24 protein-coding genes are annotated in these 22,853 nt (G+C 61.1%); 13 read left to right on the forward strand and 11 right to left on the reverse strand.

All coding sequences use genetic code 11. The features are described 5' to 3' along the window. Positions 1-7 precede the first annotated feature (7 nt). The 4 genes from AXG89_RS41695 to AXG89_RS41710 all read right to left on the reverse strand — a co-directional run bounded on the left by AXG89_RS41695 (position 8) and on the right by AXG89_RS41710 (position 2,585). Positions 8-250: an MbtH family protein gene (locus AXG89_RS41695; protein ID WP_062001587.1), complete on the reverse strand. Its 243-nt coding sequence runs from the start codon at positions 248-250 to the stop codon at positions 8-10. Positions 251-351: 101 nt separating this feature from the next. Further along, positions 352-1,041 (reverse strand): RNA polymerase factor sigma-70, encoded by a 690-nt coding sequence (locus AXG89_RS41700; RefSeq protein ID WP_075357652.1) that lies wholly within the window; start codon positions 1,039-1,041, stop codon positions 352-354. 166 nt (positions 1,042-1,207) lie between these two features. After that, positions 1,208-1,537, reverse strand: a complete 330-nt coding sequence (locus tag AXG89_RS41705; RefSeq protein WP_119024859.1) for a hypothetical protein — start codon at positions 1,535-1,537, stop codon at positions 1,208-1,210. A 76-nt stretch (positions 1,538-1,613) separates the two neighbouring features. Then, positions 1,614-2,585 carry a LysR family transcriptional regulator gene (locus AXG89_RS41710; protein ID WP_075357364.1) on the reverse strand — a complete coding sequence of 324 codons (972 nt, stop codon included), beginning with the start codon at positions 2,583-2,585 and terminating at the stop codon, positions 1,614-1,616. Between the two features lie 430 nt (positions 2,586-3,015). Here AXG89_RS41710 and AXG89_RS41715 point away from each other — a divergent pair, with 430 nt between their 5' ends. From AXG89_RS41715 to AXG89_RS41760, 10 genes are all read left to right on the forward strand, one after another. Further along, a complete protein-coding gene (locus AXG89_RS41715) occupies positions 3,016-4,020 on the forward strand; it encodes an arabinose ABC transporter substrate-binding protein (protein WP_062001584.1) in 1,005 nt (334 codons plus the stop codon). Between the two features lie 74 nt (positions 4,021-4,094). Next, complete coding sequence (gene araG, locus AXG89_RS41720) at positions 4,095-5,603, forward strand: L-arabinose ABC transporter ATP-binding protein AraG (protein WP_062001583.1); 1,509 nt, start codon at positions 4,095-4,097, stop codon at positions 5,601-5,603. Between the two features lie 62 nt (positions 5,604-5,665). Beyond that, on the forward strand, positions 5,666-6,670 hold the full coding sequence (araH, locus tag AXG89_RS41725; RefSeq protein ID WP_075357363.1) for an L-arabinose ABC transporter permease AraH: 1,005 nt from the start codon (positions 5,666-5,668) through the stop codon (positions 6,668-6,670). Between the two features lie 383 nt (positions 6,671-7,053). Beyond that, positions 7,054-8,538, forward strand: coding sequence for a mechanosensitive ion channel family protein (locus tag AXG89_RS41730; protein WP_075357362.1), 1,485 nt, complete (start codon positions 7,054-7,056; stop codon positions 8,536-8,538). Positions 8,539-8,594: 56 nt separating this feature from the next. Further along, positions 8,595-9,047 carry a MarR family winged helix-turn-helix transcriptional regulator gene (locus AXG89_RS41735; RefSeq protein ID WP_062001580.1) on the forward strand — a complete coding sequence of 151 codons (453 nt, stop codon included), beginning with the start codon at positions 8,595-8,597 and terminating at the stop codon, positions 9,045-9,047. A 27-nt stretch (positions 9,048-9,074) separates the two neighbouring features. Continuing rightward, positions 9,075-9,635, forward strand: coding sequence for an isochorismatase family protein (locus AXG89_RS41740; RefSeq protein WP_075357361.1), 561 nt, complete (start codon positions 9,075-9,077; stop codon positions 9,633-9,635). Between the two features lie 2 nt (positions 9,636-9,637). Further along, positions 9,638-9,967 carry a hypothetical protein gene (locus AXG89_RS41745; protein WP_062001578.1) on the forward strand — a complete coding sequence of 110 codons (330 nt, stop codon included), beginning with the start codon at positions 9,638-9,640 and terminating at the stop codon, positions 9,965-9,967. After that, entirely contained in the window at positions 9,964-11,211 is a 1,248-nt protein-coding gene (locus AXG89_RS41750) for an MFS transporter (RefSeq protein ID WP_062001577.1), read from the forward strand. The genes AXG89_RS41745 and AXG89_RS41750 overlap by 4 nt, the downstream gene beginning before the upstream one ends. A 349-nt stretch (positions 11,212-11,560) precedes the next feature. After that, positions 11,561-12,583, forward strand: coding sequence for a hypothetical protein (locus AXG89_RS41755; protein ID WP_143325511.1), 1,023 nt, complete (start codon positions 11,561-11,563; stop codon positions 12,581-12,583). A gap of 83 nt (positions 12,584-12,666) precedes the next feature. Next, positions 12,667-12,981, forward strand: coding sequence for a hypothetical protein (locus AXG89_RS41760; RefSeq protein WP_236873655.1), 315 nt, complete (start codon positions 12,667-12,669; stop codon positions 12,979-12,981). On the opposite strand, the gene AXG89_RS41765 is transcribed toward AXG89_RS41760, so the two are convergent. After that, the gene (locus tag AXG89_RS41765) at positions 12,978-13,391 is read right to left on the reverse strand and encodes a winged helix-turn-helix transcriptional regulator (RefSeq protein ID WP_075357650.1); all 414 of its coding nucleotides are present in this window, start codon (positions 13,389-13,391) and stop codon (positions 12,978-12,980) included. The genes AXG89_RS41760 and AXG89_RS41765 overlap by 4 nt on opposite strands. Before the next feature lie 99 nt (positions 13,392-13,490). Between AXG89_RS41765 and AXG89_RS41770 the strand changes: the two genes are divergently transcribed. After that, on the forward strand, positions 13,491-14,414 hold the full coding sequence (locus AXG89_RS41770) for an NmrA/HSCARG family protein (protein ID WP_075357359.1): 924 nt from the start codon (positions 13,491-13,493) through the stop codon (positions 14,412-14,414). 11 nt (positions 14,415-14,425) lie between these two features. Here the strand turns inward: AXG89_RS41770 and AXG89_RS41775 are convergent, their stop codons facing one another. Further along, on the reverse strand, positions 14,426-14,803 hold the full coding sequence (locus tag AXG89_RS41775) for a DUF3140 domain-containing protein (RefSeq protein WP_075357358.1): 378 nt from the start codon (positions 14,801-14,803) through the stop codon (positions 14,426-14,428). A 94-nt stretch (positions 14,804-14,897) separates the two neighbouring features. On the opposite strand from AXG89_RS41775, the gene AXG89_RS44125 reads away from it, so the two are divergent. Together AXG89_RS44125 and AXG89_RS44130 are read left to right on the forward strand one after the other, a co-directional pair. Then, positions 14,898-15,794, forward strand: a complete 897-nt coding sequence (locus AXG89_RS44125; RefSeq protein ID WP_250645756.1) for an NAD(P)/FAD-dependent oxidoreductase — start codon at positions 14,898-14,900, stop codon at positions 15,792-15,794. After that, positions 15,733-16,314, forward strand: coding sequence for an NAD(P)/FAD-dependent oxidoreductase (locus AXG89_RS44130; protein ID WP_250645757.1), 582 nt, complete (start codon positions 15,733-15,735; stop codon positions 16,312-16,314). The genes AXG89_RS44125 and AXG89_RS44130 overlap by 62 nt, the downstream gene beginning before the upstream one ends. A gap of 107 nt (positions 16,315-16,421) precedes the next feature. On the opposite strand, the gene AXG89_RS41785 is transcribed toward AXG89_RS44130, so the two are convergent. The 5 genes from AXG89_RS41785 to AXG89_RS41805 all read right to left on the reverse strand — a co-directional run bounded on the left by AXG89_RS41785 (position 16,422) and on the right by AXG89_RS41805 (position 22,808). Then, positions 16,422-17,549 carry a zinc-dependent alcohol dehydrogenase family protein gene (locus tag AXG89_RS41785; RefSeq protein ID WP_075357357.1) on the reverse strand — a complete coding sequence of 376 codons (1,128 nt, stop codon included), beginning with the start codon at positions 17,547-17,549 and terminating at the stop codon, positions 16,422-16,424. Continuing rightward, entirely contained in the window at positions 17,546-19,210 is a 1,665-nt protein-coding gene (locus tag AXG89_RS41790) for an acetolactate synthase large subunit (RefSeq protein WP_062001572.1), read from the reverse strand. The genes AXG89_RS41785 and AXG89_RS41790 overlap by 4 nt, the downstream gene beginning before the upstream one ends. Before the next feature lie 131 nt (positions 19,211-19,341). Beyond that, positions 19,342-21,300: an acyl CoA:acetate/3-ketoacid CoA transferase gene (locus tag AXG89_RS41795; RefSeq protein ID WP_119024860.1), complete on the reverse strand. Its 1,959-nt coding sequence runs from the start codon at positions 21,298-21,300 to the stop codon at positions 19,342-19,344. 129 nt (positions 21,301-21,429) lie between these two features. Beyond that, the gene (locus AXG89_RS41800; RefSeq protein ID WP_236873656.1) at positions 21,430-22,308 is read right to left on the reverse strand and encodes a class I SAM-dependent methyltransferase; all 879 of its coding nucleotides are present in this window, start codon (positions 22,306-22,308) and stop codon (positions 21,430-21,432) included. Positions 22,309-22,316: 8 nt separating this feature from the next. Beyond that, positions 22,317-22,808 carry a polyhydroxyalkanoate granule-associated phasin gene (locus AXG89_RS41805; protein WP_236873657.1) on the reverse strand — a complete coding sequence of 164 codons (492 nt, stop codon included), beginning with the start codon at positions 22,806-22,808 and terminating at the stop codon, positions 22,317-22,319. Between the last annotated feature and the right edge of the window lie 45 nt (positions 22,809-22,853).

The raw sequence follows: 22,853 nt of genomic DNA on the forward strand, positions 1-22,853 counted from the left end.
TGCATGTTCAGGACGCGACGCCGTCCATGTGGCGGCGCAGACTGGCGGGGCGCATGTCGGTCCAGACGGTTTCGATATGCGCGAGACACGTGTCCTTCGAGCCGCTCACGCCGACCGTGCGCCAGCCCGCAGGCACTGCGCGAAAGGTCGGCCAGAGCGAATACTGCTCCTCGTCATTGATGACGACCGTGTACTCGAGTTCGTCGGCTTCGCGTGCGAACGCGGTCGGGGTGTGCTGGGCTTGCGTCATGATCGGCGGCCTGGTCGGGGAAAACTTGGGAGGTCGGCGGCCGGAAGCCTTGAGCTCACGGCGCCATCTGTATGGAATAGACGCTTGGGGAAAGCGAATTTTTACCGGCGACGTGCGCAGCCGTCGAAATAGCGCGGATTCGCGTCGCCGCGATGGCAGGCATCGAGGCTATCGACACAATGCTTTTCAGCGTCACGCACCATGAAATGGACCAGCGTTTGCGAGACGTTGAGCGCGCTCGCCGTGCTTTTCAGCGTTTCCTCGCGCAAACGCACCATCTCGAAGGCCGCGCGGCAGCGCGCCGGCAATTGTTCCAGCGCAGCCATAACCTGACGCAGCGTGTCGCGCGTCTCGGCCATGACTTCGGGCGTGCATTGCGGCGACGGCACGTCGAGGCCGTCGTCTTCGTCGGCGTGATAGGTGTTTTCGAGCGTCTGCGAACGGCACGCATCGATCGATGCATTGCGCACCATCCGCGCGACATACGCGGCGGGCTGGCGGACCGCGTCCTGATTGGGGAAATCGATGAGCTTGATGAAGACGTCGTGGACAACGTCTTCCGCCCGGCTGCCGCAACCGACAAAACCACGCGCCATGTTTACGAGCATCGGCCGGTTGGAGATGGCGATGTCGAGCAGCGTGCGCGCAGCGCACGCTGCCTTCTGCGCGGGCGATTCAGTTGCCGGCTGGATCTCATGCACGGGACGCCATGCGTTCCCGGCGCTAACGAGCGAAGGAGGTATCAGCGGTGTGGCGGGCGATTGTGCCGGCCGGTCGAGCACTTCCGTCATCGAGTTGCCCCTCATTTCTAGGTCGGATTTCAATATAACCTAAACGAGAAGCATTCTCAAATACAGCTTACAATTAAGGTCTTTACTTGCTTTCAGCCTTGAACCTGACTAGACGCGCGACCTGAACCAGCCGCCCGGCTGGTTCAATGCGTTACCGGTCGGGCGCTTATGCGGCGGCGCTGACGCCGCGGTTTCCATCGGCGCGGGACCGGCGATACTGCCCGGCCGACTCCGCTTCCTCGTTGCGGCGCAGTTCATCGATATAGGCCCGTGCGGCTGCTTCAGCCCGGTGCCGGGCCGCCGCCGGTTGCGCGAACGCTGCCGCGTCGAGACCGGGAACCGGCAAGCGGTAGTCCATCACCGCCGCCGCAGTCCCGGCCACGACAGCACGTGCAACGAAGCTCGTGGGCTTGGCGCTATCGGTGAGATCCTGGGCGCTTTGCGCCCAGGCCGTGATCCGATAACCGCGGTAAATGCTTTCGCTAAAGCTGAACATGATCTTCTCTCCAGAATCCGTTTAGGGATTGCAAGAGCAGATGGCGTGCCCAGGGCCTTATTTCAGGCGTTTTGCGTCAGGCGATAGCGTCCACCCGCGCGCCGTAAACCTCCAGCGCGGCATCGTGCAATGCACGCAAAACGACGGTCGCCGCCGGCGACAACAAGCGCGTTTGCCGGGTGATGATTCCGAACGCGTCCATGCGGCAAGGCAATTCGATAGCAAGACGCTTCAGCGTGCCGAACTCCTCGTATTGCCGCGCGACCTCTTCTGGCATCACGGCAAGCATGTCGCTTTGCAGCAGGATGCCCGAGATGGCGACGATGTTGTTCGTGTTCACCACGTTATCCGGCGCGGCGAGACCGATCTGCGAAAACACCATGTCAAACCGATGCCGCAAGACGCTGCCCGGGGGATGCAAGACCCAGCCCTCGCCGACAATGTCAGCCATGGTCAGCCCGCTTGCACTCGCCAACGGATGCCCGGGACGCACGACCACGCAAAGCGGTTCCTCGGCGATAGGCTCGTAACGCACCGCATCCTTGAACTGGCCCTGCCGCTCGAGCACGCGGCCAACCATGATGTCGAGATGTCCCTGGGCCACGAGCGGCAACATCACGTCCGATGTCTCCACTTGCAGCCAGATCTGCAACTGCGGATAGCTCGCCTTCACGCGTGCGATTGCGAGCGGCACCATCGTCGCAGCGGCGGCGGCGATCGCGCCGATCTGGACTTGCCCCACGAGACCCGCGCGCAATGCGGCGATTTCGTCATGCGCCTGGCTCAGGTTCGACAGGACCATGCGCGCGTGCCGGATCATCACTTCGCCGTACAGCGTGGGGTGCATGCCATGCGGCGTGCGGTCGAAGAGCCGCACTTCCAGCACATCCTCCAGTTCCTTCAATAATCGCGATGCCGCCGGCTGCGTCATGCCGAGGATCTCGGCTGCGCGGCGCACGTTGCCCTCCTCCTCCATTGCCGCGAGAAGAAGCAGTTGCCGCGTCTTGAGGCGCGTGCGCACGGTGATGTTCGAATAGTTTTGGGCCATGCAATGCGCCTGCGGCAAGTTTTACGATCGCCAATCGTAGCCGATCCTGACCGGCTGAGGCCAGCTTGAGCAAGCTTCCATCCCAGAATGTAGGAGCATCGCGGACATACCGGATTTGATATCGGTATCGTCAAAAAACTGATTGGAAAGGAATCAGCCGCTTCCTTAAGATGCAGTCAAACTTTTAGAACCTGAGACTGCGCCCTTTGCGTTTGCAGCAAGCCTGGTAGCGAGTTCGCGAGGGCATGAGGGCTAACCCGACAAGACGCGGCCTGCCTCGCGCACATTACGACCGTACAACAAACCCGCCTGCCTGGCGGAACAACGATTGACCCGCAATACCGCAAGAAGAGGCGAACGGGCTGCAAGCCTGCGCTTCGCTGCATGTCACTTGAGTCATGCAGCCTCAATTCAACCAGGAGACGCCCTCATGAACCGTAAGCTTCGTCGTTTGACCTTGTCCGCCATTGCCGCAGCCACACTCGGCATCACGTTCGCCCCGCAGATGTCCGCTCATGCCGACGAACCGCTGAAGGTCGGTTTCCTCGTCAAGATGCCCGAACAGGCGTGGTTTATCAACGAACAGAAAGCGGCATCCGCGCTTGGACAAAAGGAAAAATTCTCAGTGGTGAACATCGGCACGCCGGATGGCGAGAAGGTGCTGTCCGCCATCGATAACCTTGGCGCGCAGGGCGCTCAAGGCTTCGTGATCTGCGCGCCCGACGTGCGTCTCGGACCGGCCATCCAGGCCCGCGCGAAGCGCTACAACATGAAGTTCGTGACGGTCGATGACCAACTGGTCGACTCGACCGGCAAGCCGCTGCCGAACGTCCCGCACCTCGGCATGTCCGCATTCAAGATCGGCAATCAGGTCGGCACCGCCATCTCGGACGAAATGAAAAAGCGCGGCTGGAAGCCCGAGGAAGTGGGCGCGCTGCGCATCACGGATTACGAACTCCCGACGGCGAAGCAACGCACCGACGGCGCCACGCAGACGCTCCTGGCGAGCGGCTTCAAGAAAGAAAATATCTTCGATGCCCCGCAAAAGACGACGGACGACGAAGGCGGTTTCAACGCGGCATCGCCGGTCTTGTCGCAGCATCCGAACATCAAGAAATGGGTGATCTACGCGATCAATGAAGAGACCGTGCTCGGCGCCGTGCGCGCGACCGAACAACTGCATATTGCGTCGGCGGATGTGATCGGCGTGGGCATCAACGGCGCGGGTGAAGCGTTCGCCGAATTCCAGAAGAAGGAACAAACGGGCTTCTACGGCACCATTGCCGTGAGCTCGACAAACCATGGGAAGGACAGCACGCAGAACCTCGTCGACTGGATCAAGAACGGCAAGCAGCCGCCCGCCGATACGCAGACCACCGGCAAGCTGATGGTTCGCAGCAACTGGCAGGACGTGCGCAAGGAACTGGGTATCTGAGCGTTTGGCCGCGGGCGTCGTGCATGTCATGCACGTCATGGCGCCCGCTTCAGTTTTCAACCAAGGAACGCTCAATGATGGATACCGCAGTGGCCACGGCCGCGCCTTATCTCCTGCTCGATAACATCACCGTGCGTTTTCCCGGCGTGCTTGCGCTCGACTCCGTGTCGCTCGGCGTGCGCACGGGCGAAGTCCACGGGCTGATGGGCGAGAACGGCGCGGGCAAGTCGACGTTGCTCAAAGTGCTGTCGGGCGTGAATTCGACAAGCGGTGGAAGCTTGTCGCTCGACGGCGTCGAGCAGCAGTTCACGACCACCAAGGCCGCCATTGAGGCGGGCATCGCGATCATCTATCAAGAGCTGCATCTCGTCCCGGAACTGACCGTGGCCGAGAACCTGATGCTTGGCGCAATGCCGAACCGCTTCGGCATGCTCGACGAAAAGGCGCTGGTCAAGCGCGCAATCTCCGAGCTGGACCGGCTGGGTGAAAAGATCGATCCGAACATGCAAGTCAAGCACTTGTCGATCGGGCAACGCCAGATGATCGAGATCGGCAAGGCGCTGATGCGCAACGCACGCGTGATCGCGTTCGATGAACCCACGAGTTCATTGTCATCGCGCGAGACGGAGCAACTGTTCAAGATCATTCGCGCGCTCAAAAGCGAGGGACGCGCGATCATCTACGTGACGCACCGCATGGACGAGGTCTATGCGCTTTGCGATCGCGTGACGGTGTTTCGCGATGGCCGGCGCATCGAGACCTTCGAGGAAGTCGACGGACTCGAACGCGATCGCCTGATCAGTTGCATGGTCGGACGCTCCATTCACGACGTGTACGGCTACCGTGCACGCGACATAGGCGATGTGCAGCTCGATGTGCAGGCGCTGATGGGTCCGGGTCTGGCGGAACCGGCGTCGTTCAGCGTGCGCAAGGGCGAAATAGTCGGCTTCTTCGGGCTCGTTGGCGCCGGCCGTTCCGAGCTGATGAAGCTGATCTACGGCGCGGTCAAACCCGTGTCGGGGCAGATCGTGCTCAAGGGATCGAAACGCAAGTTCAGATCGCCGCGCGACGCCGTGCGCGCGGGCGTGGCGCTGTGTCCGGAAGATCGCAAGCAGGAAGGCATTGTGTCGATCGCTTCGGTTTCCGACAATATGAACATGAGCTGCCGCCGGCACTTCAGCCCGTTCAACATCCTGAACAGCCGCAAGGAAGCCGCGACGACAACCGACTACATCGCGAAGCTCGCCATCAAGACGCGCAACGGCAACACGCCTATTGGCACGCTTTCCGGCGGCAATCAGCAGAAGGTCATTCTTTCGCGCTGGCTCGCCGAAGAGATCGATGTGTTCCTGATGGACGAGCCGACACGCGGTATCGATGTCGGCGCACGTAGCGAAATCTACGGCCTGTTGTACGGGCTTGCGGAAGCGGGGCGCACGGTCATCGTGGTATCGAGCGATCTGGCCGAGGTCATTGGCGTGGCGGATCGCGTGATGGTGATGCGCGAAGGAAAGATCGTCGGCAACCTGCCCAAGGCGCAGGCGACGCCCGATCAACTCATCAAGCTCGCCCTGCCCGGCTGATTCACCTTCATCACCGATAACACCCGCAGCACGTTCAACGCGCTGCGAACGAAAGAGACATCATGGAAATTACCCCCGTCACCAATCAGTCGAATCCCGCTCAAAGCACGGGCTCGCGTGCTCGCGCCGCGCGGACCTGGGACCTCATCAACAAGTCGGGCATCGTCATGGTGTTCGTGATCCTGTTCGTGACGCTGGCCTTCACCGTCCCGGGTTTCATCAGCTCGCGCAATATCCAGGGCTTGCTGTTGTCGGTCACGTTGATCGGTTCGATCTCCGTCACCATGATGTTCGTGCTCGCGCTCGGCGAGGTGGATTTGTCGGTGGCCTCGATCGTGGCGTTTGCCGGGGTGGTGGCGTCCACGCTGATCACGTCCACGCATAGCGTTACGCTGGGGATCGCGGGAGGCGTGCTGGCCGGCGGCGCGGTCGGACTAGTGAACGGCGTGCTGATTGCACGCTGGAAGATCAACTCGCTGATAGTCACGCTGGCAATGATGGAAGTGGTTCGCGGACTCGCCTACATCACGTCGAACGGCGATGCCGTGATGATCTCCGAAGAACGTTTCTTCGATCTCGGCGGCGGATCGTTCCTCGGCATTTCGTTTCCGATCTGGTCGAACATCGTCGGCTTATTGCTGTTTGGTTTTCTGCTGAAAAAGACCGTGTTCGGCAAGAACGTGCTGGCGGTGGGCGGCAATAGCGAAGCGGCGCTGCTCGCAGGTCTGCCGGTCATGCGCATCAAGATCACGGTGTTCGTGCTGCAAGGGCTCGTGACAGGGTTCGCGGGTGTCATGCTGGCTTCGCGGATGAGTCTTGGAGACCCCAAGACGTCGGTCGGGCTGGAACTCGGGGTGATATCGGCTTGCGTGCTTGGCGGCGTGTCGCTGACCGGTGGCGTGGCCACGATCTCCGGCGTGCTGGTCGGCGTGCTGATCATGGGCTCGGTGCAGGATGCAATGAGCCTCATGAATGTGCCGACCTTTTATCAGTACCTGATTCGCGGCGGGATTCTGCTGCTGGCAGTGTTGTTCGATCAGTATCGGAGAAGCAAGCGGGTGGCGTGAGCGGAGCGCCGGCGATTTTAAGGGCACGGGGCGCGGTCAGCGAAAGCCGTTCCGGCCCGCCGCCGGCCGGTCCCGAAACAGGCTGATTTCACGAGTCTCCCGTCCGGGAGCATTCTCCATCGCCACCGCTTTCCTCAGCGCTCGCGCCAAACCGGTTCGATGATTCTTTCGCCGTCCCGCCGAGTGCGGGCGGCATCTGCACTATCCTCTCCGCTGAGCTACGGCTCGAAATCGCACGCAGTGCAAAAAAGGACAGTTGCGCGGCCCCATCAGGAGCCGCAGAATTGGCGCACCCGGCTGCCGGGTGTCCTGCTGCGCACGGCCGAAACAGCATTCGCGTGCCTATATCGGTCCTCTTGAAGCTATCTCCTGGCGGAGCGCCTGTGAAATACCCGTTGATCCTTGGATTCGGTATCGTCGCTCTGGATGTCGTCGTATGGCGGCTGCGGGTGCCTCCCAACGAGCTCATACGGCTGTTCATACGGCTCACGCTCTTTAGCGCGCTGAGCGCGGTGCTCTTCTCGTCAGGCCTGAACCCCTTCACGCAAGCTCCGGATGCCGCCGCGCCCGAGCGCCACTGGCTGGGCCAGATCGTCGAAATAATCTGGTGGCTGATGGGCGCACGGCTGCTTACCCTTTCCCTCGACACGCTTTTATTGCCAAGCACCTGGCGAAAGCAGCGGCTCTTTTCGGACGTGTTCGGCGCCGTGGTCTTTCTGGCCGCGGTCGTGGCCGCCCTCGGTTTTGTGCTCGCGTTGCCGGTGCGTGGACTGGTCGCCACATCCGGGGCGCTTGCCATCGTCCTGGGTCTGGCGATCCAGAGCACGCTGAGCGACGTGTTCGCGGGCATTGTGTTGAACACCACGGAGCCGTACTCGGTCGGCGACTGGGTCATGATCGATGACGTGGAAGGCAGGGTCGTCGAAATGAACTGGCGCGCCACTCACTTGCTGACGGGCCAGGGAAATACGCTGATCGTGCCGAATGCGGTTGCATCGAAGGGCAAGATTTCGAATAACAGCAGGCCGGCCAATGTCCACGGGCTGTCGCTTGTGCTTGAAATCGCTCCCGAAGCGCGGCCACGGACAGTGCTCGAAGCGCTGCGCCGCGCACTGACCGGCTGCGACATCATCCTCAACGCGCCTGCGCCTTATGCCCACATGAAGCGCACTACAGTGAACTCGGTGCAATACGAGGTGGTTGCGTTTGTCGACAACATGGACAAGAAACTCGCCGCGTCCAACGAATTGTTCGACCTTTGCTACCGGCATCTTGCTTCGTCAGCCATTCCCATGCGCGCGCTCGGCGTCCCTGCGCCGGTCGAAAGCACGCATGACGCAAAAGAAGCGCTGCTCAAACGCGTGAGCCTGTTCGAAAGTCTGACTGGGGATGAAGTAAAGCGGCTCGCCACACGACTTTCACGTCATGAATATCAGGAACATCAGGTGATATCCGCGCCCGATACAGTGCCCGATAGTCTGTCTATCGTCGCGTCGGGGGTTCTCTCCGTCAAATTCACCGAACCGTCAGGCGAGCGCGAGATCGCGCGAGTGGGTCCAGGCGAAGCATTCGGAGAGGCAGGTCTGCTTGCAGGACTTCCCATGCGCGTGTCCGTCTCCACACTCACGCCCTCCGTGCTGTATCAGTTGGGCAAGGAGGACATGACAGCTTTCCTCAAGGACCATCCGGAGGTTGCCAGGCAGATGTGCCAGCTTCTGGCTTCCCGTCAGGACAGGCTCGGGAAATTGACGACACCGATTCCCGAAGACCACGAAACTCATCAATCGATATTTCAGTGGCTGGTCGGGAAAGTCTGGCACCAGCATTCGCTGCACGACGAACCGCATGGGCCCAGCAGTCGGCAATGAAGCGATACATACAGTCAAACTGTACAGTTTGACTGTATGTATGTTATCGTCTGCACATGGTCAAACAATCACCCACGCCTGAGACTCTCAGGTCGGCCGCTCTTGCCGGTGAACTGCGCATTTCTGTTGGAAAACTCATTCGACGGTTGCGTGAGCAAGCGCATCCGGGCGACTTCACCTCCGCCCAGAAATCGGTCCTCCATCGTCTGGATCGCGACGGGCCCGCAACCGTCTCCGCTCTTGCCCGTGCGGAAAGCGTGCGTCCGCAGTCCATGCGCGTCACAGTGGCCGGCCTGGAGGCCATCGGGGCCATCAGTGGCAAGGCCGATCCAGCCGATGGACGAAAAACGCTGATCGACCTGACTCCCGCCTTCCGAAAAACCATCAAGGCCAGCCGTGCTGCCAGAGAAGACTGGCTGCTCCGCGCTTTGCAGGCACAACTCTCGCCACAGGAACAGGACGCACTCGCGGCCGCAGTGAAACTGCTGCAGCGGCTCGCCGACTTCTGAGCGAGTCCCAGACCTTTCAGGAAAACCATGGCCGTTACCACGCTCGATCCGAACACCGCCCTTATCGTCGTCGATCTGCAAAAAGGTCTTGTCGGCTCCCCTTTCAGCCATCCAAACGACAAGGTCGTGGAGCGCTCGTGTGCCCTGCTCCACGCGTTTCGTGAACGCGGCCTGACCGTCGTGCTGGTCAACGTCGCGGGTGGAGCGCCGGGGCGCACCGAGCAGCCGCGCCATAGCAGAACGTTCCCGGCCGGGTGGACCGACCTGATCGACGAACTCGGCCAGCAGCCCGGCGACATCGTCGTGACAAAGCGGACCTGGGGTGCGTTCGCGAGCACCGATCTCGGGGAGCGGCTGAAGGCGCTGGGCGTGACCCAGGTCGTCGTCACGGGTGTCGCTACCGGGACCGGCGTCGAATCGACCGCCCGCCAGGCTTATGAGCACGGGTTCAACGTGACGCTCGCCATCGACGCGATGACGGATTCACGTTCCGAGGCGCACGACTACAGCATCAGGAACGTCTTCCCGAGGCTGGGCGAAACCGGCACGGCCCAGGACATCATCGACCTGCTTGGAACGAGGAACTGAACATGGAATGGCTGCAGCTTGTCTCCTACTTCTTTGGCGGGGTTTTTCTCACCAACGCCGTGCCGCATCTCGTCAGCGGCGTGAAAGGAGAGCCGTTCCAGAGCCCGTTCGCCAAACCGCCGGGGCAAGGGCTTTCATCGTCTACCGTGAACGTGCTCTGGGGCTTCTTCAATATCGTCCTCGGGTATGTGCTCGTCTGCCGCGTCGGCGATTTCGCACTGAAGATCACGAGCGATGCCCTTGCTTTCGGGCTCGGCATCCTGGCCATGGGATTGCTGTGCGCGCGGCTCTTTGGCCGCCTGCACGGCGGTGATAGTCCAGAGCGTTCATGACCGCTTTGTCAACCGGCACATTTCGGTCGCTGAGGAGCTACAACTATCGGGTGTGGGCGGCCGGCGCGCTTGTTTCCAATGTCGGAACCTGGATGCAGCGCACGGCTCAGGACTGGCTCGTGCTCACCCAGCTCACGCATCACAATGCGTCGGCCGTGGGCGTGGTCATGGCGCTCCAGTTCGGGCCGCAGCTTCTGTTGCTGCCCTGGACGGGCTTCGCTGCCGATCACTACAACCAGCGCAAGCTGCTGGTTGCTACGCAGGCAGCCATGGGCACGCTCGCCCTGGCGCTGGGTTTGCTCACCGTCACGGGCGTCGTCCAGCTCTGGCACGTCTATGTGTTCGCCTTCCTGTCCGGCTGCGCGGCAGCATTCGATGCACCCGTGCGCCAGACCTTCGTGGCGGAACTGGTCGGCGACGAGGATCTGTCGAACGCGGTCGCGCTCAACTCGACTTCGTTCAACGCCGCGCGGATGATCGGGCCGGCGGTTGCCGGTCTGGTCATCGCTTCGGTCGGCACCGGCTGGGCGTTCATGATCAACGGCGTGAGTTTTATCGCGGTGCTGGCCTCCCTGTCGTTGTTCCGCGTCTCCGAGCTGCGTGCTAATGCGAGGGCTCGCCGCACCAAGGGCAGCTTCACCGAAGGGTTTCGCTATGTATGGTCCCGGCCGGACCTCAAGGCGATCCTGGTCATGCTGTTCCTGATCGGCACGTTCGGACTGAACTTCCCGATCTTCATCTCGACCATGGCGGTCGGCGTCTTTCATACCGATGCCCGTGGCTATGGTCTCCTGTCATCGATCATGGCGGTTGGCACGGTCGCGGGCGCTCTCCTCGCCGCCCGCCGCGGCAAACCGCAATTCACGTCGCTGCTGATCGGCGCCCTGACGTTCGGGTTCGGCTGCACGCTCGCGGCCGTCGCACCGAATTACTGGCTGTTCGCGGCGGCGCTGGTCGTGATCGGCGTGGCGGCCCTGACCTTCACCAACGCCACCAACACGCTGATGCAGCTCTCGACCGAACCCGCCATGCGGGGACGTGTGATGGCGCTGCGTCTTGGCATTGCGCTCGGGGGCACGCCGATCGGCGCGCCCATCGTTGGCTGGATTGCGGACCATCCCGGCCCGCGCTGGTCGCTGGGCGTTGGTGCTGCATCGGGGTTTATAGCGGCTGTCGTGGCCGCTTATGCGTTGAGGCAGCAGCTTCATCGGCCTCGTCAAGCGGATGCGCATGACCTTGGCTGAGGGAGCTACGACGCCCGCGGCCAGCTTGAAATGCTCAGCAGGACGTTCGTCAGTTTCTGATTGTCGTGCCGACTCACTCTCATTCAATTGAGACGCGCAGGCAAGCAATCGGGACGTTCAGGCAAATTCATCGATTAGGCAACTGCTACCATTCCTTCGCCTGATTCATCAGGTGAGAAAACCACTGCGCCACTGGAACCGGTATTCAACCGGCTCGATACCCATGGTGCAGCGGGTTCAACGACTTCGCCATCATGTCTCGCGTCTGCCGATCAGTCGGCCGACCGGTAATCCGTTTGCGTCGGTACTAAACCAATTGCGAGTATTAAAAACAAAGGGGTGTTTGCAAATGAGTAGCTCACGGGTCTGGATGCTTAAATGGTCGATGCCAGTCATATACGCCGCCTTTGCGCTGGCGGCTTGTGGCGGAGATGATGCGAAGACATCGAATAACTCCCCTGATTCCGGTAATGGCACGCCGGCCAACACGGCGCCCGATACGCCGTCGTCACCTTCTACACCTTCGACACCGGCAATTACCGCTTTCATCTACGAAGGCCTCACGCCCGACACAAGCCGCGCGCAGTTCCTGTCCAGTCTCAACACGCAAGGCGCGCAGGGCTATCGCTATCTGAGCGACTATGCTTTCACTGCGACCGCAACGCTCGATCAGACATCGGCCTTCGTCAAGGATCAAGCGACAACCTATAGCTACGAAGTACAGGACGTCACGTCGGGCAGCGCCGCATTCCTGACGCAAGCGAATAGCGAAGGCGCCAGGGGTTTCCGGTGGGCGGGCGAACTGGCCGTGGGTACCGACATGTTCTTTCTCTACAGGAAAGACAATGGTTCAATCGCTACGTATTCCTATCAGGTCCTGACCCAGCCCGCGAGCAAGGCCGATTTCGTGGCACAGGCCAACGCGCAAGGTGCGCAGGGTTATTACAACGTTGCACCGGCGTTCTTATTGGGCGATGCGAGCACGTCATCGATCTACGAAAAGAGCTCGCAGGGTAATGCGACATACGGCTACGAGATCACGGCCGTGCCGACCGACGATACCTCCTTCATGACGCAACTGAATAGTGAAGGTGCGCGTGGTTATCGTTTCCGCGGAGAGTTCGTGTTCTCCGATGGAACCGGCGCAATCTTCGCGAAGGATCTGTCGCAGTCCGCCACGTTCAACTTCTATGGCCTCGATCCGGCCACCACCAGCGCAACGTTCATTCAGCAGGCGAACGTCGAGGGCGCGAAGGGTAACGGCCTGATCGGTGGGTTCGTGCTGCCGAGCGGCAAGATCCAGACGCTCTACTTCACGCCGGGAAACTGCAAAGGGGCGCTCTGTACGCCTGTATCACTGTTCGGCGTTTGAACCGCGGCATGCATGCAACGGATCGGCCGCGCGCTATGGGCGGCCGATGGCAGGACTTAGACATCACACTCACGGGGATTCTCTTGAACAAGAAAGTACTGATACTCGCCGCAATCTCGGCCGTGTTGTTGACCGGTTTGTCGGCCTGCGGCACGACGCAGATGAACATGATCGAAGTTCAGAAAACCACGTCCAGAACTATCGGGCTGGCTTCTTCTGACGAGATAACCGTTTCCAACATCAAATACGGCCAGCGCAACTCACTTGGGGGAACGCCCGTGACCTACGACGCAACCACCACGAAGGGACGTCGATTCGGTTGTTCCGTATTCATGATCCCCGGGCTGACTCCGCTCGACAAGCCGGCTTACAACGATTGGGAATGCCATCCGCGCTAGGCGTCGCCGGAGGCCTGCGAATCGTATCGTTGCCGGGACGCTTCGATCGCGGGCCAGTTCATCCGGATCCACGCGGTGAACCCTTCCAGCGCCGGCAACATGCTGATGCCCATTTCGCTCAGTTCATACTCGACGCGCGGCGGTACTTCCGGGAAGTAGTGCCGCACGAGCAAGCCGTCACGTTCCAGGTTTCTGAGCGTCGCCGTCAGCATGCGCTCGGAGATGCCGTTCACACCGCGCTTGATGCCCGAAAAACGCAACCGGTGATGCGGGGCGAGCGACAACAACGACATGATCAGGATCGTCCACTTGTCCCCGAGACGCGCCAGCACATCGTGCGGCGCACATGGCGTCACAACCGGACCTTCGTGCGTCATGGCAAACGGGCGGCCGAAAATTGTCTGGGACAAGGTTACCTCCATGTAACTAAAGCACACCCCCGTGCCGTCTTGCGGAAAAGATATAGCGGCCTACAATCGCCCCGTCAATAGTTACTTTCGGATACCGCGATGAACAGAACTGATGAACCGATCCTTGTGTTCGGGGCAACCGGGCAACAGGGTGGCTTCGTGGCGAAGGCATTGCGCTTTGACGGATGGAAGGTGCGGGCGCTCGTGCGCAACCCGGCGAGCGACAGTGCAAAGGCGCTTGCGGCGATTGGAGTCGAAACCGTGAAGGGAGATTTCTCCGATCCGCAGTCCATACAGGATGCAATGGCAGGCGTCTACGGCGTGTTCAGCGTGCAGCCAAGTTCCGGTCAAGGCGTTGCGTACGGGGTCACGGATGAAGACGAGATCCGCTACGGCAAGACCGTCGCTGACATCGCTCTAAAAAGCGGCGTCCAGCACTTTGTCTACAGCTCGACCAACGCAGCGGGTCCCACCAAAACCGGGATGGGACATTTCGATAGCAAAAGCGAAATCGAAGCCTACGTCCGCCGCCTTGACATGACCTCGACGATTGTGCGCCCGAGCGCGTTCATGGAAATCCTGATGCTGCCTGGCATGGGACTCGACAAAGGCGAGCTCACCTTCTTCATGCATGCAGACCAGCCGATGCAATTCATTGCCGCCGAAGATATCGGAAAGATCGTGGCTCGGATCTTCTCGGCGCCTGAAGTGTTCTCGTCCCGCACTATCGAAATAGCGGGCGATGCAGTAACTGGTCCGGCTCTGGCCCGCAAATTCAGCCTGATAACCGGGCGTCCCGTGGTCTATCACAGCTTTCCGGACACCGTGCTCGCAGAAAGCCCGTTCCTCGGGACGTTGGCCAGGCTTGTCGGTGACGGCCGACTGTCCGGTAACGCCGACCTTGCATCTCTGCGCGAGTCGTTCCCCGGTCTGCTGACGTTCGACCGGTGGCTGGAAGGCCGAGGGCGAGATGCGTTGTTCGCGGCGATCAGTGCCAAAAGCGAAGGGGTTGCGCTTCGTTGATGCCCGGCACGTCACTTCACAGGATCATGGCCCCAATTCATCAGCGAATAGCGCCAGTTCGAGTGCTCGACATCGTTAGGACGTTGGGCGAGATGTCGTTTTATGTAGCCGATAACCTTGCGCATGTGCGCATAATCCGCCTCCGACAGGTCGGCCTTCTTCTTGCCGAGAATGGCGATGATGTGCCGGCCTGATTGATGACCGACCGATTCGTTTCCGCCGGATTTCTGGCCGACGTCGCGGGACTCATCGGTTTGCAGCCACTTCTCGATCTGAGCGGGCGTCATGTTGACCAGATCCTTGAACGTCTTGAAGGTTTCGTCGGCGTCGCCGTCGGGCGGTTGTCCATGCTTGTCTGTCTGCGTGCTGGAACGATGTTGATCTGTCATTGAATCCTCCTCCACCGGGGAGCGGTTTGCACCATTGCATGACAGCAAGCAATGCTCCCGGCATGGCATTTCCGGCGCACCGAATATGCAGCGCATGGGAACATGCGTCGTACCAGAAGCGATCGAGGCCAGGACCATCGAGTGGCGCAGGACCGCTGCTTGCTTCAGGTTGCGTCCCGACTATGCGGACGTGATGGGCATGGAATCGACACAGCGAACAAATCAGCAACCGCACAGATTAGTTATCGTAGGCGGAGGCGTTGCCGGGCTCGACATCGCGACCCACCTCGCAGGAAACACAGCAGGCAACGGCTCGTTGCAGATTTCGCTGATAGACAAGGAACCGGCTTACGTCTGGAAGCCGATGCTACACATGATTGCGGCCGGGACCTCCGACGCCGGCGCGCAAGAGACAGCGTTCGCCGCCCAGGCGCGCACTCATGGGTTCACCTATCAGCCCGGGTGTGCAACCAGCGTCGACCGCGCGCGGCGCGAGATCCATATTGGACCGCTCCGCCATGGAGAGATCGAAGTCGTGCCCGCGCGCGTTGTCGCCTATGACACGTTGCTGCTGGCGGTCGGGAGCCGTGCGAACGACTTCGGTACGCCCGGCGTGAAAGACCATTGCTCGACCATCGATTCGCGGTCTGAGGCCATCGCCTTCAATGACGAACTGCGGCTTCGGCTGATCCAGGCGGTCGTGTCGAATACGCTGCTGACCATCGGGATAGTCGGTGGCGGGGCAACCGGCGTAGAACTGGCTGCCGAACTGATCCGGATCGCGGCCGTTGCGGAAGAATACGGCGCACGCGGCGCGTCGAGCCATCTCAAAGTCCTGCTGATCGAATCCGGCCCTCGCCTTCTTGGGCCGTTCCCCCCAACGCGTGGCCGATGCAGCCCACCGCAAGCTCTCGGAACTTGGTGTCACGGTGCGCGTGAGCGCACGCGTGGCGTCTGTGGACGAAAACGGCTTCCATCTCGTCGATGGTGAAACGATTCCGGCCGTTCTCAAGGTGTGGGCGGCCGGTGTCAAAGCACCCGATCTCTTGAACAACATGGGCGACGTGAAACGAACCCGCTCGGGGCAACTGGTGGTCGGGCCCACGCTGCGCAGCGTGGACGATCCGCACATCTACGCTGTCGGTGACTGTGCCAGTCCGCAACTGCCTGGCCATGACAATGCGGTTCCGACAACAGCGCAGGCCGCCCATCAGCAAGCCGTATATATGTGCCGCAATCTTCCAAAACTGATTGCAGGCAGCCAGGCGCCAGCGGCTTCATATCATGACTTCGGGTCTCTCGTTTCCCTTGGAGGTTTCGATGCTTACGGCTCGCTTGGTCGTTTCGGCTTCTTCAAGGGTGGCTTCATTCGGGGGCGCATCGCACAGTTAGGGCACGCAATGCTGTACCGGACGTTCCAGGCGCGGCTTCATGGTCCATGGCACGGCAGTCTTCTTTGGCTCGTCGATATCCTAGCCCGACGAGTGAAACCCAGTGCGCGGCTCTCATGATGTGTGATCTGGCGTCTACCTTTCATCCCAACTGGACCTCGAACACCATTCGTGACTCCACTGCCTCGGACTTAGGTCGAATTACCCAAGGCGTCGCTGTCCCCTGATCACTCGAATACCACCACTTGGCGAATCGCCTTGCCCTCATGCAGCAAGTCGAAGCCACGATTGATCTCGTCGAGCTTGAGGCGGCCGGTAAGCAGCTTGTTCACGGGCAGACGACCTTGCACATAGAGATCGATGTAACGCGGAATGTCGCGCGAAGGCACGCACGTGCCGATATAGCTCCCTTTGAGGGTGCGCTCTTCCGCAACAAGGCTGACTGCGGGAAGCGGCCAGAGTGCGGTTGACGGAGGCAGTCCCGCTGTCACGGTCGAACCGCCGCGTCGTGTAATACGGTAAGCCAGGTCAAGCGCGTGGATCGAGCCGGCGAACTCAAAAGCGAATTCGACGCCGCCATGACTCAGCGCCCGGATGTGCTCGGATGCATCGGCCCGAGCGGCGTTGACCGTGTGCGTGGCGCCCAAGGCGAGCGCCTGCTCCAGCTTGTCATCGGACAAATCGATTGCGATGATCTGCCGGGCCCCCGCCGCCTGCGCGCCAATGAGTGCCGCGAGCCCCACGCCACCGAGGCCCACCACGGCAACCGATGCACCGGCCCTGACCTGGGCCGTGTTGACCACCGCGCCGACACCCGTGAGCACAGCACACCCGAACAGCGCAGCCTCCTCCAGCGGAACACCGGGATCTATCTTGACGACGGAACGGCGCGACACGGTCGCATATTCGGCAAACACCGAGCACCCGAGATGATGGTTCAAGGCGTCGCCGCCTCGCGTTAGGCGGCGCGCGCCGGACAGCAAGGTGCCTGCGCCGTTTGCTGCGGCGCCCGGTTCGCATAATGCAGGACGTCCTTCGGCGCAGGGCGCACAGTGGCCACAGCTCGGCACGAACACCACGACGACGTGATCGCCCACCTGGAGATCCGTCACGCCCGCCCCCAGTTCCTCTACGACGCCGGAGGCCTCGTGACCGAGCGCCATCGGCATTGGACGAGGACGGTCGCCGTTGATGACGGAGAGGTCCGAATGGCACAGGCCGGCGGCCGCAATCTTGATCAGGACTTCATCGGCGCCGGGGGGCGCCAGGTCGATCTCTTCAATACGCAAGGGGCGCGAGACCGCGTAAGGCGGCGTTGCGCCCATTGCTTGCAGGACAGCGGCCTTGATCTTCATTGCGCGACCTCCCTGACACGGTTCTTGAGTTCATCCACGAGTACGCGGCTGTTCTCCGAATAGTCGACCGGAACAATGACCAGTTGCACACCGCCTTCGCGGAACGCGTCTTCCAGCGTCGGTGCCAGTGCTTCGGCTGATTCGACGCGCCGTCCTTTTGCGCCGTAGGCATCGGCGTACTTGACGAAGTCGGGGTTGCCGAACGTGAGACCCCAATCCGTGAAGTTGTCTACGGCCTGTTTCCACCGGATCATTCCGTAGGCATCGTCCTGAATGATCAGCACAACCAAGTTGAGCTTCAGCCGCACGGCGGTCTCGAGTTCCTGCGAGTTCATCATGAAACCGCCGTCGCCGCACACCGCCATCACACGCCGCGCCGGGTAAAGCAGCGCGGCCATCATGGCCGACGGCAAACCCGCGCCCATCGTTGCCAACGCGTTGTCGAGCAGCAGCGTGTTGGCGCTGCGGGTCCGGTAGCAGCGCGCAAACCAGATCTTGTACATGCCGTTATCGAGCGCGACGATGCCGTCGGCCGGCATGACTTCGCGTACGTCATGGACGATGCGCTGCGGCGTCAGCGGAAAGCGCGATTCCCCCGCGCGGTCCATCGTCCGCTTCAGGATGCCCTCGCGCAACGGCGCCAGCGCCGCTGCGTTCGGAAGCTTGCCCTGAACGTGATCGGCAAGTCGCGCGAGACTCAGGCCAAGATCACCTACCACTTCCGCATGGGGGAAGAACACTTGTTCGACGTGGGCCGGCGTGTAGCTCACATGAACGACCTTGGGTCCGTCCGGGCCCATGATGAACGGCGGCTTTTCGACCGTGTCATGGCCGATCGCCAGGATCAGGTCAGCACGGTCTATTGCCTCGTGAAGATAGTCGCGTTCGCTGAGCGCCGCGGTTCCCATCCAGAGTTCGCTGGCTTCGTCATGGCCAACTGCGGCCACGGTACCCTTGCCCATCTGGGTGTTGAAAAACGGGATGCCGGTACGTCGAATGAATTCGGTCAACTGGCCCGCGAGCCGGGGACGGTTGCTCGCGGCGCCGAACATGACAAGCGGACGCTCGGCCTTCATCAGCATGGCCGCGGCCCGTTCGATGGCAGCCTCTTGCGCGACCGGAAGCTCGACCGGATGCGGCGGAACAAGCGCCACGTCGTCGCTTACTTCTTGGGCGGCCACGTCTTCGGGCAACTCGAGGTGGACCGGACCGGGCCGCTCTTCCGCGGCGAGGCGGAACGCTTCGCGCACCACGCTCGGGATGCTGCTCCCGCTGACTATTTGCCGCGACGCCTTCGTCAGCGGCTTCATGGTTGCGACTATGTCGACTATCTGAAAGCGCGCCTGGTGCGCTGTCATGATGGCCTTTTGCCCGGTGATAAGCACCATCGGCATGGCGCCGAGATGGGCGTAGGCTGCACCTGTGACCAGATTCAGCGCGCCGGGACCGAGGGTTGCCATGCAGACACCCGGCCTTCCCGTCAGGCGGCCGTGGGTGGCCGCCATGAATGCCGCCGACTGCTCATGGCGGGTGACGATCAACTCGATGTTCGAGCGTCGCAGCGACTCGACGACGTCGAGATTTTCTTCGCCCGGCACCGCGAAAATGCGATCGACGCCCTCGTTCTCCAGCGCCTTGACGAACAGATCTGATGCTTTCATACGTAATCTCCTTGACTCTTTCAATCACGGCTAATCGCCGCGTATTGCAGCGGACTGTCCCTGCCAGCGCATTCAGAATGCCAAAAGATGCGGGATTGCGCATTGAATGTCCCTGACGCTGGAAGCAAGACTCAGCGTAGCGGGCGCCCTACTTCATCTTCGAGTTGGCTCGCCACATGGCTTGCGGCTTGCGCATGCGTTTCGCATACGTGCGATTCCGCATCGACTTCACAAAAAGCGGCGCCCAGTTTCACGCGCATGAATGCACTGGCGGAGAAACGGGTCGCCGAGCTGTAGTACTTGAGCTGCAAACGCCTGACCATTGCGAAGTACGTATCGGCAACCGGATCATCCAGACGGAATCCGTCGTAGTTGACTATCAGTGAAACCTTATGGGCGATTCCATCGCAGAATGCCTCGAGCACGCGCCGCACACTTTCCACGTCGCTGGTCGAGCGGACGCCCATGCCCTCGAAGTTCGCAAAGAGCGTGTTGCGCCCGACGTCATAGCTGAGCCGCTCGCTCATTTGCCGATCGAGGAGCACCGTTGCGAGCCCCATGAGTTGCGGCAGGAAAATACGGGGGTCCATCGAACGCACGTTGCGCACTATAGGCATGAAGTCCATGTGGGCAAGAATGTCGCGCTCCATATCGATGCCGGGTGCAATTTCGGTCAGTTCAAGTCCTTCGGACACGCGCTGGAAGACGCACCGCTCAGTCACATACGTCACAGGCTGGCCGCGTTCGGCCGCGAGAGACCCGTTGAACGTGATCTGCTCGACCGACTCGACGAGTTTCCTCTTCGACCCTTCCGACACGATACGCAGACGTCCATCCTCGACTGCGACTTCGAGTCCGCCGGCCGTGAACGTTCCCGCGAACACCACGCGCCGCGCGTTCTGACTGATGTTGATGAATCCGCCGGCACCGGCCAGGCGCGGCCCGAAGCGGCTGACGTTGACGTTTCCACACCGGTCGATCTCCGCCATGCCGAGACACGCGAGGTCCAGCCCTCCGCCATCGTAGAAATCGAACTGCTGGTTCTGGTGCAGCAGGGCATCGATATTGATTGCCGCGCCGAAATTCAAGCCGCCCTGGGGCGCGCCGCCGATCACACCGGGTTCAGCGGTCAACGTCAGGTGGCTCAGCAGTTGCTCTTCCGCGGCGACGGCTCCTACGACTTCAGGGACGCCAATACCCAGGTTGATGACGCTACCCAAGGGGAGCTCGAAGGCGCATCGACGTGCGATCACCTTTCGCTCGTCGAGCACCGCGCTTTCCGTTGCGCCCGACGGCACCTTCATTTCGCCGGAGAAAGCAGGGCTGTACGCCGTGCCGTAAGTCTGCGCGTGAGCGCCGTTGATTGCGACCACGACACGGTCAACGAAGATTCCGGGAACGACGACTGCACGAGGATCGAGCGTCCCGCTCGCAGCGATCCTTTCCACCTGGACGATTACGAGTCCGTTCGAGTTATGGGCGGCCATTGCCGCCTCCATCGCGTCGAGCACGAGCGCCTCGCGCTCCATCGTGACGTTGCCTTCGGGGTCTGCCGTGGTGCCTCGGATCAGGGTCACGTTGATGGGAAAGACCTTGTAGAAAAGCCACGTCTTGCCATCGATTTCGATGGTGCTGACCAGTTCCTCGGTCGTTCTCGCGTTGATCTTTCCGCCACCCTGGCGGGGATCGACGAACGTGCCCAGTCCCACCTGAGTCAGCGTGCCAGCCCGATGAGCGGCGATGTCCCGATACAAATGCGAGATCGTTCCGAGCGGAAGGTTGTATGCCTCGATCGCATCGTCGGTCGCCATCTTCGCGAGCTTCGGCAACAGCGCCCAGTGTCCACCAATGGCGCGTTTTATGAGCCCCGGCAGTGCAACCCGGTTCAGGCCCTGATCCTTGCCGTCCCCCGGCGCGGCGGCAAATACGAGCGTGAGATCGCGCGGCGAACCCGAGCCCGTGAACCGTCTTTCCAGCGCCATGATCAACTCGTCCGGAGTACCGATTCCGACAAAGCCGGAGCAGCATACAGCGTCCCCATCGCGGATCAACTCGATCGCTTCATCAGCGGTGACAATCTTGTCTTTCATGACGCGGGGCTCGAAGAAGGGGTGGATTTTATGATCGTTGCCGTGATGCTTCCCAGCCTTGGAATTGCGTTATGTCTGTGTCAGGCGCTTTCCTTCGTGCGCGCGGCATTGAACTGCGCGGCGCGGTCACTACTGCTCGCGAACCTTCAAATGGACCAGGCACGGCAAGTGACATCTTGTCAGCGGATTCATGCGAAAAAGGTCCTCGGTCACCTTCGGCCAGCCACGCGGGATCCTGTACTCGAGCACGTTCATGGCAGCGATGGATGACGACCAGTTGCGCAGGCGACCCGCAATCTCGTTACTATCGATACCCCAAGGCATGGGCGGCAGGCGATAGCGCGGCGTCTGCATGAAGCCCCACAGGGTCAACTGGGAAAACCATCGCGGAATGATGTCGAACGCAATTTCAGCACCCGGAAAACGCTCCACGATCTGTATGAACAGACGTCTCACGGTTTCGGGTTTGAGATACATGAAGAGGCCTTGAACGACGATGAAAACATCGGGGCCGGATTCGATCCCGTCGATCCATCCTGGCTCGAACACGCTCGCGGTAATGTGATCGAAGCGCGTGGACGATGGAAGAAAATGCTCGCGCAGTTCGATGGCAGCAGGAAGATCGACCGTCAGCCAGCGCATCCGCCCGTTGTCCACGCGGCGAGCCTGCGTTTCCAGCCCTTCGCCCAAGGATATGATCAAGCCGTCGGGATGACGTTCGAGCCATCGCTTCAGGAGCTGGTCGATCTCTGCCGCACGCGCCGCAAATGCACCGACGGGTTCGCCGAAATGGCCGATGAAATCGTAGTCGATCGCATCGCAGATACGGACGCTGTCAGGGTCGACAAGAATGCCGTCGTCGCGACGTGCTTCGGACGCCCGATCGTAAAGCGTCCATAGCATCGTTTCAGACACGCCGTGCAATGTAGAAGTGATCTTCGCCGGTGCCTGGGCTTTGTGGCTGCGCGCCGCCCGGTCTTCTTGCCGAAGAGAGGGCGGCGTCAGCACGGCGGCTATCAAAGCGCACCCAGCCGTTTGGCATTTGCTGTTGCACGGCCGTGAATGGGTGCGAGGCTTTCCTGCACCACGCGCGTCGCGGAACTTGCCAACTGCAAAGGGTTGGCTGGAGAGGCTGCTGCGACCTTTACAAGCGCTGCCTGGCGTTCGAGAAATTGCGCGGCTGACCGGCTCGAAGCCAGGTCCGCGGCGGCGGCCGACGTGGCCCAGATGTGCTTGCTGGTTGCCATCGCCAGTCCCATGCTCAAGCCTATGAACCCCGAACCCATTGCCTGAAGCGATTCGTTCGCCGCCTCGCTTTTTTCCCGGCTCATCAGGCTGAATTCGGTCCGGTCGCGCTCGTTGGGCAGCGGCCCGGCCATGACAAGACGAGTGGTGCGGACTTTGACGACTTCCGTCGTCGCAGTGAGCATTTCGCAGGTTTCAGTGAAGAGGCGTAACCAGTTCGCCGAAAGCTCGCCGAGCGCCGGTGAAAGGGTGGAAGAAGTCATGAAGCGCTCCAGAATAAGACGTCCGAGAGGGATACCTGATAATGA

The organism is Burkholderia sp. PAMC 26561, from assembly GCF_001557535.2.
Lineage (GTDB): Bacteria > Pseudomonadota > Gammaproteobacteria > Burkholderiales > Burkholderiaceae > Caballeronia.

What these genes read in the sequence shown, in the direction of transcription:
- AXG89_RS41695 (WP_062001587.1), bottom strand. Translation starts at nt 250, where the DNA reads ATGACGCAAGCCCAGCACACCCCGACCGCGTTCGCACGCGAAGCCGAC.
- AXG89_RS41700 (WP_075357652.1), bottom strand. Translation starts at nt 1,041, where the DNA reads ATGACGGAAGTGCTCGACCGGCCGGCACAATCGCCCGCCACACCGCTG.
- AXG89_RS41705 (WP_119024859.1), bottom strand. Translation starts at nt 1,537, where the DNA reads ATGTTCAGCTTTAGCGAAAGCATTTACCGCGGTTATCGGATCACGGCC.
- AXG89_RS41710 (WP_075357364.1), bottom strand. Translation starts at nt 2,585, where the DNA reads ATGGCCCAAAACTATTCGAACATCACCGTGCGCACGCGCCTCAAGACG.
- AXG89_RS41715 (WP_062001584.1), top strand. Translation starts at nt 3,016, where the DNA reads ATGAACCGTAAGCTTCGTCGTTTGACCTTGTCCGCCATTGCCGCAGCC.
- araG (WP_062001583.1), top strand. Translation starts at nt 4,095, where the DNA reads ATGATGGATACCGCAGTGGCCACGGCCGCGCCTTATCTCCTGCTCGAT.
- araH (WP_075357363.1), top strand. Translation starts at nt 5,666, where the DNA reads ATGGAAATTACCCCCGTCACCAATCAGTCGAATCCCGCTCAAAGCACG.
- AXG89_RS41735 (WP_062001580.1), top strand. Translation starts at nt 8,595, where the DNA reads ATGGTCAAACAATCACCCACGCCTGAGACTCTCAGGTCGGCCGCTCTT.
- AXG89_RS41740 (WP_075357361.1), top strand. Translation starts at nt 9,075, where the DNA reads ATGGCCGTTACCACGCTCGATCCGAACACCGCCCTTATCGTCGTCGAT.
- AXG89_RS41745 (WP_062001578.1), top strand. Translation starts at nt 9,638, where the DNA reads ATGGAATGGCTGCAGCTTGTCTCCTACTTCTTTGGCGGGGTTTTTCTC.
- AXG89_RS41750 (WP_062001577.1), top strand. Translation starts at nt 9,964, where the DNA reads ATGACCGCTTTGTCAACCGGCACATTTCGGTCGCTGAGGAGCTACAAC.
- AXG89_RS41755 (WP_143325511.1), top strand. Translation starts at nt 11,561, where the DNA reads ATGAGTAGCTCACGGGTCTGGATGCTTAAATGGTCGATGCCAGTCATA.
- AXG89_RS41770 (WP_075357359.1), top strand. Translation starts at nt 13,491, where the DNA reads ATGAACAGAACTGATGAACCGATCCTTGTGTTCGGGGCAACCGGGCAA.
- AXG89_RS41775 (WP_075357358.1), bottom strand. Translation starts at nt 14,803, where the DNA reads ATGACAGATCAACATCGTTCCAGCACGCAGACAGACAAGCATGGACAA.
- AXG89_RS44125 (WP_250645756.1), top strand. Translation starts at nt 14,898, where the DNA reads ATGGGAACATGCGTCGTACCAGAAGCGATCGAGGCCAGGACCATCGAG.
- AXG89_RS41785 (WP_075357357.1), bottom strand. Translation starts at nt 17,549, where the DNA reads ATGAAGATCAAGGCCGCTGTCCTGCAAGCAATGGGCGCAACGCCGCCT.
- AXG89_RS41790 (WP_062001572.1), bottom strand. Translation starts at nt 19,210, where the DNA reads ATGAAAGCATCAGATCTGTTCGTCAAGGCGCTGGAGAACGAGGGCGTC.
- AXG89_RS41795 (WP_119024860.1), bottom strand. Translation starts at nt 21,300, where the DNA reads ATGAAAGACAAGATTGTCACCGCTGATGAAGCGATCGAGTTGATCCGC.
- AXG89_RS41805 (WP_236873657.1), bottom strand. Translation starts at nt 22,808, where the DNA reads ATGACTTCTTCCACCCTTTCACCGGCGCTCGGCGAGCTTTCGGCGAAC.